Genomic DNA, 12,750 nt, shown 5'->3' on the forward strand with positions numbered 1-12,750 from the left:
AATCCTGACAGTGACAATATGCTTTAGTGTGAGCGGGTTCACAAGTTTTGCTTGATGCCGGAGAGATAAGCGGGCGACACCGCCGCCCCTATGCGGAGGCGGTGTCGCGGCTATTTTTAGCGGAAATCGATATCGCGGTCGGTGGTCATATCATACAGTTGGTACTTACGGCCCAGCATCTGACCGCCATCACGCGTCAGCGGCGTCCAGTTAACCTGTGCACGGCCACGGGTTGGTGAGGCGGTGAACAGATCCATCGGAATCGAGATATAGAAGCCTTTGGTGAAGTCGCCTTCGCCATACTCTTCGGCCGACACGTTGGTTTTGGTGGCATAAGCGCCAACGATCACGCCGCTGTCGAACTGGCGGGAGACATCAATCGTCGCCCCTTTATCTTCTGCCAGATACTGACCTACGCTCGCCTTCACCAACACCTGGTTGTTGAAGAACGACGGACGCCAGTAAGCCGTCAGGTTACCGACCTTCGCGTTGTAATCGGTAAACTGCATCATGTTGTCCCAGTCACGCTGCTTCACGTAGTTGGCATCAACACCAAACGCCCAGTCAGAATCCAGCGGACGGTACAGCACTTCGCCACCAACTCCGCCGTACATGGTTTCCAGATATCCGCCGTAAACCTGGCCGTAGAAGCCATTGCCCAGCGCATGCATGTAGTTTGCTTGCAGGTTGTTAACGTAGACGTTGTTTTCAACATAGTCGCGAATATGGGTACGCACGCGCGGCAATGAGGAATCGCTCGGTGCACCGTTATAGTTGAATTTGTCGTAGTTATTCGCCAGGTTGCCAAACACGCTGCCGTCAATCAACAGGTGCTTTGTCAGCCAGTAATTAGCGTTCGCCATCACGCCAACCTGATACAGGTAGAAGCTTTCCGGTCCACCGACGGACTGATTCAGTACCGGTGCCAGGCTGTAGTTAAAGTCATCGGCATCGATGTAATAACCCTGCTCGGTATGACCCGGATCGACCGGCTCCACGCGTTTCTGATCCAGCGGCTGCTCTTTGCCCAGCGGATAGCCTTCAAGCTGCTGACGCAGGCTGGCGACGTTAGTTTCCGTGGTCACCTGCGGCATACGGCTGCGGGTTTCGGTCACTTTCAGCGTATCAATATTGGCTGGCAGGTTGTTCATCAGGATCACGTTGGCACGATCGACGCCTTCCTGGGTATTGCGGTACTTGCTCTGCTGGCCAGTGGCATACATCGTATTGCCCTGTACCTGAATGTTTGGCGCATCCAGACCGGCATTGTATTTCAGGTCGGTCAGCTGGCCAGCAACGGTGGTCTGCTCAAGGAATTCGCCCTGCGGACGCGGCTGATAGGCTGGTTTCGCCGAATCGATCGATGCGGTGTGCAGATCGTTGAAGTTGGTACGCAGCGTAAAGCCGGCCATAAAGGTATTGCCGCGCTCATAGCTGACGTTCACATCCGCCCAGTCGGTAATACGGTAAATGGCGCCGACGTTAACTTTGCTTTTCTGCTCAATCTTGCCGGCAAAGTCGTCCTGGTAATCATTCCCTTCGTATTCTGCTTTCAGTCGCAGCGGCTGCCACGGCGTCTGATACTCCACCCCACCAAAGATGGCCGCAGGGCCTTTGAACATGTCTTTGCCGCTGACCGAACCGGCGGTGCCGCTTGTGCCTGAGCGATAGCAGTAGCTACTGTCGGCTTCACAGAACGGGTTCTTCACCGTGCCGCTGTTGCCGAGGTAGCCGAAGCCGAGACCCAGGGTGAAATCAAACGGTCCCCAGGCCTTGGTGCCGACCAGGTATTCACTGTCGAACAGGCCGGTACCGCCAAGGTCACGCGCCCCGACCGAGACTTCAGGCAGCCAGTAGCCTTCCTGCCAGAGACGGGCTTTCAAATCGAAGGCTTTGTCTTTGTAGGTCTGGGTGCCACTGAAGCTCTCAACCGCACTGTATTCGCGGGTTTTCACGTCGGTATAGCGGATGGTCGCTTCCAGCCACGGGAACAGCTGCACCGAGGAGGAGTAGAAACGATACTGATCGTTATAGCGATAGTTCAGGCTGAATTCGCCGTCTTTTGCCATACGCGCAGTGGGAACCTGTAACAGACCGACGCCGCCAAAATCTGACTGCGAAGGCCCTACCGGATCGGGATACGTCGCCGCCTGGACCTGGCAGGCACAGGCAACGGAAACAGCTATCAGGCTGAGAAGATAGGTTTTTTTCATCAGTCAGGGATCCGGTGCGTCAGAACAGAAACAATCTGCTGGTTAAGGTCTTCATCGTCGCCAGGCAACGTCCATGAGGAAAAGCCACGGTACAGAATGCTGCCCACTTCGGGCTCCACGTGGCGGCGATTCCAGTAAGCGACAGGCACTTCACTCACTTCGCCGTTCGGCGCAATCAGCACCACGAAGTTACGTTCGCCCCCTGACAAACGCTCATGATCCTGCAAATAATCCACCACGCTGCGGCCCGGTGCCCACGGGGTTTTACCGCTGTTGGCCAGCACCCCGGCCAGCGTAATGCTGGTCGGTTTTAGCAGCGTATAAACGCTGTAATCCCCTTCCAGACGGCGATTCTGTGCCGGACGCATCCGCACCCAGTCCGGATCGAGATTGGCCAGTTGACGGCCAGTGACTTTCACTGCCGACACCTGCTGCCAGACGTTATCCACCACTGCGGCCCGATCGCCGTCACCCTCGGCGTGAAGTTGATTGCTCCAGGCTTTCAGCCGCGCCAGCACCTGCTGCTGCTGCTGAATCGCCGCCGCGGTGGCCAGTTTTTCGGCAATCACCGTTCCCGGCCACCAGGTTTTATCCATCAGTGCCGGGCTGCTGACCAACTGCGCCAGGTTCTGTGCATGGCTGACAATCGCGGTCTGCGTCTGGCCAGGGGAATAGACCGTCACCTGGCTTTCTGCAGACACGTTGAGCGAAACGCAGGCTGATATTCCTGCGAGAAGGAGGGTTATTTTTTTCATGATTTCGCAGGCTTCAGGATGGTGGTTTCGAGAGGGAAATAGTCGCCCCCCAGCGTTTGCTGTGACTGGCGAACCTGGCCGGTGGTGGTATCAATCCAGAAGGTGTTAGTCCAGGATTTTCCCTCGGCAGGCAGCTCAACCTCTTCCTGCCAGACGCGGCAGGCGACGTTGTTACCGGCAAGCGTCAGCACCTGATCTTTCAGGCGGTTGAAGCGTGAGGTCGCCGTTGCCGAGCGGAATTTACCGGCTTCCGTCCAGCTCAGCGTACGGGTCCAGCTTGCGCCTTCGGTCAACGACAGCGGTGCGGTCAGCGGATCCTGTTGCAGGTTGTTCACCTCCAGCAGGTTGTCACTTAACCCGAGGGTTTTCACCACGCGGCCATGCTGAGTCACCACCATCGACTGGTCGCGGGTGATCCATTTTTGTTGACCGTTTTCATCGAAGCCCAGCACCACGAAGATCTGCTGCCCGTTATTCACGCGCAGGTACATGCTGGCATAAGGCAGACTTTCTATTTGCTCATTCGAGACCTGAACATCGTCCGGCCCGAGCAGAGCGAGTTTTACCGTCTCTCCCAGCCCTTTTTGTGTTTGTGTACAGGCCTGGAGAAGCAGGCATAAAAGCAGCAGTGGTAGGTAGCGCACCTGTGTGTGTCCCTGAACAAAGTCTGACAATGTCGAAAAATAACCACACGAACGTGTGGTTATGAGTAATTTACCGCACTTAACGCGTGGTACTGGTGGTGGTCGTGGTGGTGGTGCCGGTATTAGAACCGTTTCCGCCACTCGATGCTGCCAGGGCAACACCTACCAGTGCGCCAAGCGCACCGATACCCACCGCAGTGGTGGTTCCTGCGGAAAGGGTTCCCGCTGAGGCACCCGCCGCGGCGCCAGCTTCTTCAGGCGCAGCGAACGCGGCTGAAGCACTTGCTAAGTACACTATGGCTGCAGCAGCACATAAGACTTTTTTCATAACATTTCCCTTCATTAAATGAATGGATACTTCACCTGAAGGGTTTCAGGCGCGTTCAGTATAAGGCAATAAATGACCAGAATTGAGGGGGGTCGCCTTCGATTCAGCGGGCGATTTCTAATGTCTAAAATAAGCACGTTTCGGCTGCTCAAGGCAACATTTGACTAATTAATTCAATATATTGGCATTTATGACTGATTTAACCCTGCTTGTTAGTGCCATTCGCTGACAATAGCCTTTAGCATGGCGAATTCACTGGCAAAGGCGCGTCGGGGCGCTTTTAATGAATTAAAGGATTTATTTTCAATAAGTTAACTGGCGTTAAGGGCTGTTAATTGCCGTTATGGGCGCTATGGCTTTAGGATTTATCTTGGCGGAATTCAGACAATAATGGGTAATTTTAGGAATATCCTCAGCCTCATAACGCTGACTTTATTCATCTTTGGGGGTATTTCAGCACTCGTAGTCGCCTGGCTTCCGCGCTCAGCGGTGGCATGCTGGGATCGTGCAGAAAACAGGGTGATGTCAACCAGGTCCAAAAGTAGCTAAAGGCGGTCCTGATGCCGGGTGAGATAGCTGAAAAAACAAAGGGCTGGCGCATTCGCACCAGCCCCTTTATGCAGGACGGTTAACGGCTACACGCCGCTTAGCCGCGCCAGTTTTTATAACGGTTAATCAGTCCGTTAGTTGAACTGTCGTGGCTGCTGATCGGCTCGCTACCCGACAGTTCTGGCAGGATACGGTTAGCCAGCTGTTTGCCAAGCTCAACGCCCCACTGATCGAAGGTGAAGATGTTGAGGATCGCGCCCTGAGTGAAGATTTTGTGTTCGTACAGCGCAATCAACGCACCCAGGCTGAACGGCGTGATATCACGCAGCAGGATGGAGTTGGTTGGGCGGTTACCTTCAAACACTTTGTACGGCACGATGTGCTCGACCGACTGCGCATCTTTACCTGCGTCGGTGAACTCTTTCTCGACCACATCGCGTGACTTACCAAACGCCAGCGCTTCAGTCTGTGCAAAGAAGTTCGACAACAGCTTGGCATGGTGATCGCCCAACTTGTTGTGGGTGATGGCAGGGGCGATAAAGTCGCAAGGAACCAGCTTGGTGCCCTGGTGGATCAGCTGATAGAACGCGTGCTGACCGTTGGTGCCCGGTTCGCCCCAGATGATTGGGCCGGTTTCATAAGAGACCGGTGCGCCGTTACGGTCAACGTTCTTGCCGTTCGACTCCATGTTACCCTGCTGGAAATAGGCAGAGAAACGGTGCATGTACTGGTCATACGGCAGGATCGCTTCGGTTTCAGCACCGAAGAAGTTGTTATACCAGATGCCGATCAGCGCCAGGATCACCGGCAGGTTCTGCTCTGCGGGTGTGGTAGAGAAGTGTTTGTCCATGGCGTGTGCGCCACTGAGCAGCTTCTCAAAGTTGTCGAAACCGACCGACAGAATGATCGACAGGCCAATCGCCGACCACAGTGAATAACGTCCGCCAACCCAGTCCCAGAATTCGAACATGTTGTCGGTATCAATCCCGAACTCACCGACCGCTTTACCGTTGGTTGAGAGCGCAGCAAAGTGCTTCGCAACGTGCTGCTCATCGCCAGCGGTTTTCAGGAACCAGTCACGCGCGCTGTGGGCGTTGGTCATGGTTTCCTGAGTGGTGAAGGTTTTTGACGCCACCAGGAACAGGGTGGTTTCAGGATCCAGATCCTTCACGGTTTCCGCGATATGCGTGCCATCAACGTTGGACACAAAGTGCATATTCAGGTGATTCTTGTACGGGCGCAGCGCCTCGGTGACCATAAATGGCCCCAGGTCAGAACCGCCGATACCAATGTTCACCACGTCGGTCATGGGCTTGCCGGTGTAGCCTTTCCAGTCGCCGCTAATGATGCGTTCAGAGAAGGATTTCATCTTCTCCAGCACCGCGTTCACTTCCGGCATCACGTCTTTACCGTCGACCACGATCGGCGTGTTGCTGCGGTTGCGCAGAGCAACATGCAGCACGGCACGATCTTCAGTGCGGTTGATTTTTTCGCCGGAGAACATCGACTTAATAGCGCCCTGCAGATCGGTCTCTTTAGCAAGAGCCTGCAGTTTTGCGAGGGTGTCACTGGTGATGCGGTTTTTGGAGAAGTCCACCAGCATCAGATCGTCGAAGGTGGCAGAGAAGGTCGCAAAGCGATTGCTGTCTTTCGCAAACAACTCTGAGATCTGAACGTCTTTCATCTCTTCAAAATGCTGCTGCAGCGCCTGCCAGGCAGCAGTTTGTGTCGGATTGATATTTTTCATAACAACACACTCTTTTTATTTAAGAACCGTAAATCAGACCGGACGCCATGTTACCCGAGGTGCCGTTTCGGCTTCCCTCTTCCTGCAACAGGTTGCAACTATCATAAAGGCAGGATTTTCCCACCTTTTTGTCCGGGGCTATTTATAATTCAGTCGGCGGTCAGCTTGCCCGCTCAGCGTTTCAGTATGACTATTCTTGCTGTCGAAAGGAAAAATTTTATGGAGTTATCCGCCCCACTGCTGTTGGTTATCATTGGATTAAGTTCGCTGGTAGCCCAGTGGCTGGCCTGGTTGCTACGGCTACCCGCCATTTTGCCCCTGCTCGTTTTCGGCATTGTCCTGGGGCCGTTGTGTCATGTTTTGCAGCCAGATGCGCTGTTTGGCACCCTGCTGTTCCCCTTTGTCTCACTTTCTGTTGCCATCATTTTGTTCGAAGGTGCGTTAACGCTTCGCTTCGATGAAATTCGTGGGTTGGGCAACGTGGTCCGCAATCTGGTTACCGTCGGCATGTTAATCACCTTCCTGGTGATCAGCGTCGCCTGCTGGGCGTTACTGGATTTCCCGCCCGAGCTGGCGGCGTTAGTCGGTTCCGTCACCGTGGTGACCGGCCCAACGGTGATCGCGCCGTTGATGCGCGTGGTTCGGCCAAATAAAGCCATTAACCAGGTTTTACGCTGGGAAGGTATCGTCATCGATCCGGTCGGCGCTATCTTCACGCTTCTGGTGTTTGAATTCATTGTGCTGCGTCAGAAAGCTGAATCGTTAACGCACTTGTTCTGGACCTTAGGCCAGACAGCCGCGGTGGGCCTGATTGCCGGCGTGGTATTTGGCTGGCTACTGGGCGTGGCCCTGAAGCGGGTCTGGCTGCCGGGCTATCTGCAGAACTTCGCGGTGCTGGCGGTGATGCTGACCGCCTTTGGCCTGTCGAACGCGCTGGCGGATGAATCGGGGCTGCTGACGGTCACGGTGATGGGGATTTGGCTGGCCAATATGCGCGATGTCGATCTGACCGAGATCATCGCCTTCAAGGAAGAGTTATCCGCGCTGCTGATCTCAGGGCTGTTTATCATTCTGGCGGCGCGACTGGATTTGCTGGCGCTGCTGTCGATGGGCTGGCCGTTAGTGGCGGTGCTGCTGATTGTGCAGTTTGTTGCCCGTCCGCTCTGTATTGCCGTCTCGACCTGGGGATCGTCACTGCCGATGCGGGACAGGCTGATGCTGAGCTGGATTTCGCCACGCGGCATTGTGGCGGCGGCGGTCAGCTCGCTGTTTGCGCTGACGCTTGCAAAAACCGGCTTTGCTGGCGCAGACAAGCTGGTTACCGTGGTGTTCGCGGTGATTATCGGCACCGTGGTGCTGCAAAGCCTGACCAGCTCGCTGCTGGCGAGAATGCTTAAGGTGCAGCAGCGTGAGCCGCGCGGCGTGCTGATTATTGGCGCCAACAGCGTGGCCAGAACCCTGGCGGCGGCGCTGAAGAAACTGGATATCCCGGTACAGGTGACCGACAGCAGCTGGGAATACTATCGCCTCGCCCGCATGGAGGGGATCCCGGCCTACTATGGTAATGCCTGGTCGGAACATGCGGAGAACTTCCTCGATCTGAGCGAAACCTCGCAGGTTCTGGCGCTGTCGCCCAACCGCCACCAGAATGCGCTGGCGGTGTACCACTTCAGCCATCTGTTTGGCGAGAAAAAGGTCGCCGCGATCCGCTCCGGTGCAGCGCTGCGCGCGAAGCGTGACAGTGAAAGCCCGCGCTTTCGCCGCCATGAAGTGCTGTTCGGTCATGAGCAGACTTATGCCCGCCTGAGCAGCCTGCTGTCACAGGGCGCGATCATTAAAGCAACCCGACTGAACGAGAATTTTGGCTGGCTGGAATACCTCGAGAAAAACCAGGGCGTGATCCCATTGTTTGTGCAAAATGAGGCCGGCATTCTGAGTCCAGTGCAGGGTGAAGAGACGCCCGCGCTGCCCTGTACCCTGATTGCGCTGGTGCAAAATGAAAATTCCTCAGACGGCAGAGATTGACAGCAGCGCCATAAACCGATATTTGTAGTCCGCTTGTTGCGCATCTGATGCGCAAGCCAGAAGAGGCGCGTCGCCCAGGCAGTGTGTTGGAGGAACCGAATCCGCAGAAAACACATCATGGGGTGCGACGCCGAGGTACTCTCCCCGCGGAAGGGAGCGTATCGACCGCAGGGGCTGAATCCTCTGGGTTGTCACCAGCATCGTTCGTAAACCGGGCGATCAATATTTACCGTTTTGGCGCAGTTACAGGCGACGTCAGACCCGGTAGGTATACAAGGTGGGGCGCTTCTGGGTGATTCGTAGTTCATCCCTTTTCTACGTCTGCCCCGTTTCTGCTCCTCCCTTGTGCCAAGCTGATGGAAACTTATCCTGACACGAGGTATGTCAACAACTATGTCCCAATCCCTGATCGTGGCCAAATTTGGCGGCACCAGCGTTGCCGATTTTACTGCCATGAACCGCAGCGCCGATGTGGTGCTGGCCGATCCCAACACGCGTCTGGTGGTCCTTTCCGCCTCTGCGGGTGTGACTAACCTGCTGGTTTCTCTGGCTGAAGGCCAGGAGCAGGAGCAGCGGGCTTACCAGCTCGATGAGATCCGCCGTATCCAGTACGCCATCGTCGACCAGTTATCGCAGCCCGAAGTGATCCGCGACGAAGTGGACCGCGTGCTGGAAAACATCACCATGCTGTCTGAGGCGGCCTCCCTGGCGACCTCGACTGCGCTGACCGATGAACTGGTCAGCCACGGTGAACTGCTCTCCTCGCTGTTATTCGTTGAAGTGCTGCGCCAGCGTAATGTCACCTCGCAGTGGTTTGACGTGCGCAAGGTGATGCGCACTGACGATCGCTTTGGCCGTGCAGAGCCCGATGTCGCCCTGCTTGCCGAACTGACGCAAACGCAACTCGCGCCGAAGCTGGCGGAAGCGCTGATCGTCACGCAAGGCTTTATTGGTAGCGAAGCCAAAGGCCGCACCACTACCCTTGGTCGTGGCGGCAGTGATTACACCGCGGCGCTGTTAGGCGAGGCGCTGCATGCCAGCCGCATCGATATCTGGACTGATGTACCGGGGATTTACACCACCGATCCGCGCGTGGTGCCGACTGCCAAACGCATTGATGAGATCACCTTCGAAGAAGCGGCCGAAATGGCCACCTTCGGCGCCAAGGTTCTGCACCCGGCCACGTTGCTGCCTGCAGTCCGCAGCGATATCCCGGTGTTTGTGGGCTCGAGCAAGGATCCTGCAGCCGGCGGCACGCGTGTCTGCAACGAAACGCAGAACCCACCGCTGTTCCGCGCGCTGGCGCTGCGCCGTAAACAGACGTTGCTGACCCTGCATAGCCTGAACATGCTGCACTCACGCGGCTTCCTGGTGGAAGTGTTCACCATCCTGGCGCGCCACAATATTTCGGTGGATCTGATCACCACCTCCGAAGTAAGCATCGCGCTGACGCTGGACACCACCGGCTCAACCTCGACCGGGGACAGCCTGTTAACCCAGGCGTTGCTGACCGAACTCTCTTCCCTGTGTCGGGTGGAAGTCGAAGAGAATCTGGCACTGGTGGCGATCATCGGCAACAAACTGTCGCAGGCCTGTGGCGTGGGCAAAGAAGTGTTTGGCGTGCTTGAGCCGTTTAACCTTCGCCTGATCTGTTATGGCGCCAGCAGCTATAACCTGTGCTTCCTGGTGCCCGGCAGTGATGCCGAGCAGGTGGTGCAGACGCTTCATCACAATCTGTTTGAATAGTTATACTAAACCGGGCCTGGCCCGGTTTTTTTTGCCATTGGAAAAAAGGAAGTCTGGCTATGCTCGCCTTTGTTACCCGACTGTTCCCGTTATGGGCAGTCCTGCTCTCTGTTGCCGCCTATTACTCCCCGACCACCTTTCTCGCGATTGGTCCGTGGGTGACGTATCTGCTGATGCTGATCATGTTCGGCATGGGCGTGACGCTCAATATCGGTGATTTTAAACGTGTACTGACCCGCCCTGCGCCGGTGATTGCCGGGACCTTCCTGCATTATCTGGTGATGCCGCTCGCGGCATGGGGCCTTGCAAAATTATTCCATATGCCGCCTGACCTGTCTGCGGGGATGATCCTGGTGGGCAGCGTGGCCAGCGGTACGGCATCCAACGTGATGATTTACCTGGCGAAAGGCGATGTGGCCCTTTCTGTTACCATCTCCTCCGTCTCGGCGCTGGTTGGCGTGTTCGCCACGCCACTGCTGACCAAGCTGTATGTCGATACCCATATTCAGGTCGATGTGGTCGGTATGCTGCTGAGCATCGTGAAGATAGTGGTGGTGCCGATCGGCATTGGCCTGATTGTTCACCACACCATGAACGGTCTGGTGAAGCGCGTTGAGCCGTACCTGCCGGCCTTCTCGATGGTCTGTATTTTGCTGATTATCAGTGCCGTGGTTGCCGGCAGTCAGGGCTTTATCGGCTCGGTGGGCCTGGTGGTGATTGCTGCGGTGATCCTGCATAACGCCATTGGTTTGTTAGGCGGTTACTGGGGCGGGAGGCTGTTTGGCTTTGATGAATCTACCTGCCGTACGCTGGCGCTGGAAGTGGGTATGCAGAACTCGGGCCTGGCGGCCACGTTAGGCAAGCTGTACTTCTCGCCACTGGCGGCACTGCCGGGCGCGCTGTTCTCGGTCTGGCACAACCTGTCCGGTTCACTGCTGGCCGGTTACTGGTCCGGCAAGCCGATTAAAAAGAAATAAGCCTGTTTCCCCCGCCGCCAGGCGGGGGACGTTTCCTCAGTCGTCGTCCCTGTCATCATCCGGTTGTTCAAGCACGTTATACGCCACGGCACAGAACAGCGAATTCAACCGCTTCATATCCCCCAACAATCCCAGATGCAGTGAGCTGGTTTCGATACTCTGCACGTTATGCTGATGCAGGCGATTCACATGCTTGTGGGAGTAACGGCGGTTAGTAATGCGGAAACGGTGCTTTGAGCGGCGCAGGCGCTTGGCGCTGGTCACGTCCTGCGACAAAAATACCGACAGGCCCAGCCGCAGATTGCCGGAAAGCTGTTCTATCAGCGCATCCAGCTCTTTCATCCCCTCTTCAGAGAAGGCGCGGCGCGCGGTCAGCGATTTGTCAGCCACATCGCCACTCATCCTCTCCAGAATATCGCCCGCCATCTCCAGGTTTAACGCCATCTCGATGATTTCAGCCCAGCGGCGCGAATCTTCCTCGGGCAGATCCTCTTTCGGCATCTGCGCCAGATAGAGTTTGATCGCGGTGTACAGCACATCCACATCATCATCCAGCTTGCGGATTTCACGCTCTTCCCGCAGTTCGCCATGCACCACTTTGCTGAAGGTGGCCAGCATCTGCTCCAGCACATCGCCCATGCGCAGTGTCTCGCGCGAGGCATTGGCCAGTGCCAGCGCCGGCGTATCCAGCGCGCTGGCGTCCAGATGACGGGGTTTCAGGCGCAGATCGGTTTCCGGCTCATCGCGGATTAACGCAGTACACAACCGGGCCATGGCATCGGCGAACGGCACCATAATCAGGCAGCGGATCAGGTTGTAGAAAACATGGAAGAAGATCACCAGTTCTTCGTCGTTCACCGGCAATTTTTGCAGCCACTCTGCCAGCAGATCGATAAACGGCAGCACCAGCAGCGAACCGATAAATTTAAAGATCAGACTGCCGAGGGCCACGCGTTTTCCGGCGGCATTCGAGCCGCTGTTATTGAGCATCGCCAGCAATCCGCTGCCCAGATTGGCACCGATCACCAGGCACAGCGCCACCTTGAACGAGATAACGCCGGTCGCCGTCAGCGTGGCGGTGATCAGCACCGCCGCGAGGCTGGAGTAACTGATGATGGCAAAGACGGCACCAATCAGCGCATCCAGCATCACGTCGCCGGTCAGCGAGGAGAACAGCACCTTCACGCCAGAGGCCTGGGTGATTGGCGTCGCTGCGGCCACGATCAGCTGCAGCGCCAGCAGGATCAGCCCAAGGCCAATACTGGCGCGGCCAAGCTGCCCGGCGCGCGTTTGTTTGCGCCCGAGGAAAAATACCACGCCAAAGAAGATAAACAGCGGCGACAGCCAGGAGAGATCAAAGGTCAGGATCCGCGCCATCAGCGCAGTTCCGACGTCGGCACCGAGGATAATCACCAGCGCAGGCGTCAGCCCGACCAGCTCCTGTGCCACAAACGACGTGACCAATAAGGTGGTGGCATTGCTGCTCTGGACCAGCGCGGTCACGCCAATCCCGGCGACAAAGGCCATTGGTTTTTTTGACACGCTGCGGCTGAGCACGCGGCGTAAATCCGCGCCATAGACACGCATAATGCCGGTACGGACAATGTGCGTTCCCCAGATCAGCAACGCGACAGCAGAAAGCAAATTAAGCAGGGTTAACACCGATATCGACCTCACAACTTCTCAAACTAAACAGACTCAGAGCGGATTTCTCCGCCCGGCTTACCGCAGTAAGTTTAGTCGAGTTACTGAAAAAATCAGTTTAA

9 protein-coding genes and 1 riboswitch are annotated in these 12,750 nt (G+C 56.3%); of the genes, 3 read left to right on the forward strand and 6 right to left on the reverse strand.

What is annotated here, in order from left to right; genetic code table 11:
- Positions 1 to 116 precede the first annotated feature (116 nt).
- The 5 genes from AC1UKS_RS20715 to pgi all read right to left on the reverse strand — a co-directional run bounded on the left by AC1UKS_RS20715 (position 117) and on the right by pgi (position 6,236).
- Complete coding sequence (locus AC1UKS_RS20715; protein WP_265911617.1) at positions 117 to 2,213, reverse strand: YjbH domain-containing protein; 2,097 nt, start codon at positions 2,211 to 2,213, stop codon at positions 117 to 119.
- Positions 2,213 to 2,968 carry a capsule biosynthesis GfcC D2 domain-containing protein gene (locus tag AC1UKS_RS20720; protein ID WP_482435087.1) on the reverse strand — a complete coding sequence of 252 codons (756 nt, stop codon included), beginning with the start codon at positions 2,966 to 2,968 and terminating at the stop codon, positions 2,213 to 2,215. Before AC1UKS_RS20720 ends, AC1UKS_RS20715 begins: the two co-directional genes overlap by 1 nt.
- Positions 2,965 to 3,612: a YjbF family lipoprotein gene (locus tag AC1UKS_RS20725; RefSeq protein ID WP_482435088.1), complete on the reverse strand. Its 648-nt coding sequence runs from the start codon at positions 3,610 to 3,612 to the stop codon at positions 2,965 to 2,967. The genes AC1UKS_RS20720 and AC1UKS_RS20725 overlap by 4 nt, the downstream gene beginning before the upstream one ends.
- 79 nt (positions 3,613 to 3,691) lie before the next feature.
- Positions 3,692 to 3,940 (reverse strand): exopolysaccharide production protein YjbE, encoded by a 249-nt coding sequence (yjbE, locus tag AC1UKS_RS20730; RefSeq protein ID WP_041691859.1) that lies wholly within the window; start codon positions 3,938 to 3,940, stop codon positions 3,692 to 3,694.
- Between the two features lie 646 nt (positions 3,941 to 4,586).
- Positions 4,587 to 6,236: a glucose-6-phosphate isomerase gene (pgi, locus tag AC1UKS_RS20735; protein ID WP_482435090.1), complete on the reverse strand. Its 1,650-nt coding sequence runs from the start codon at positions 6,234 to 6,236 to the stop codon at positions 4,587 to 4,589.
- A 219-nt stretch (positions 6,237 to 6,455) separates the two neighbouring features.
- On the opposite strand from pgi, the gene AC1UKS_RS20740 reads away from it, so the two are divergent.
- The 3 genes from AC1UKS_RS20740 (at position 6,456) to panS (ending at position 10,984) form a co-directional block, all read left to right on the forward strand.
- Positions 6,456 to 8,261 carry a cation:proton antiporter gene (locus tag AC1UKS_RS20740; RefSeq protein WP_265911622.1) on the forward strand — a complete coding sequence of 602 codons (1,806 nt, stop codon included), beginning with the start codon at positions 6,456 to 6,458 and terminating at the stop codon, positions 8,259 to 8,261.
- A gap of 52 nt (positions 8,262 to 8,313) precedes the next feature.
- Positions 8,314 to 8,557, forward strand: a riboswitch (Lysine riboswitch).
- 97 nt (positions 8,558 to 8,654) lie between these two features.
- Positions 8,655 to 10,007 carry a lysine-sensitive aspartokinase 3 gene (gene lysC / locus AC1UKS_RS20745; protein ID WP_265911623.1) on the forward strand — a complete coding sequence of 451 codons (1,353 nt, stop codon included), beginning with the start codon at positions 8,655 to 8,657 and terminating at the stop codon, positions 10,005 to 10,007.
- Positions 10,008 to 10,066: 59 nt separating this feature from the next.
- Positions 10,067 to 10,984, forward strand: coding sequence for a ketopantoate/pantoate/pantothenate transporter PanS (panS, locus tag AC1UKS_RS20750; RefSeq protein ID WP_482435091.1), 918 nt, complete (start codon positions 10,067 to 10,069; stop codon positions 10,982 to 10,984).
- Positions 10,985 to 11,020: 36 nt separating this feature from the next.
- Here panS and AC1UKS_RS20755 read toward each other — a convergent pair whose 3' ends face one another.
- Positions 11,021 to 12,646 carry a Na/Pi cotransporter family protein gene (locus AC1UKS_RS20755; RefSeq protein ID WP_134823222.1) on the reverse strand — a complete coding sequence of 542 codons (1,626 nt, stop codon included), beginning with the start codon at positions 12,644 to 12,646 and terminating at the stop codon, positions 11,021 to 11,023.
- Positions 12,647 to 12,750 lie beyond the last annotated feature (104 nt).

It is taken from the genome of Erwinia sp. AK-PDG3-5 (genome assembly GCF_056821705.1).

Bases quoted from the DNA above. Each gene is read 5' to 3' on its own strand.
- AC1UKS_RS20715 (WP_265911617.1), bottom strand. From the start codon at position 2,213: ATGAAAAAAACCTATCTTCTCAGCCTGATAGCTGTTTCCGTTGCCTGT.
- AC1UKS_RS20720 (WP_482435087.1), bottom strand. From the start codon at position 2,968: ATGAAAAAAATAACCCTCCTTCTCGCAGGAATATCAGCCTGCGTTTCG.
- yjbE (WP_041691859.1), bottom strand. From the start codon at position 3,940: ATGAAAAAAGTCTTATGTGCTGCTGCAGCCATAGTGTACTTAGCAAGT.
- pgi (WP_482435090.1), bottom strand. From the start codon at position 6,236: ATGAAAAATATCAATCCGACACAAACTGCTGCCTGGCAGGCGCTGCAG.
- AC1UKS_RS20740 (WP_265911622.1), top strand. From the start codon at position 6,456: ATGGAGTTATCCGCCCCACTGCTGTTGGTTATCATTGGATTAAGTTCG.
- lysC (WP_265911623.1), top strand. From the start codon at position 8,655: ATGTCCCAATCCCTGATCGTGGCCAAATTTGGCGGCACCAGCGTTGCC.
- panS (WP_482435091.1), top strand. From the start codon at position 10,067: ATGCTCGCCTTTGTTACCCGACTGTTCCCGTTATGGGCAGTCCTGCTC.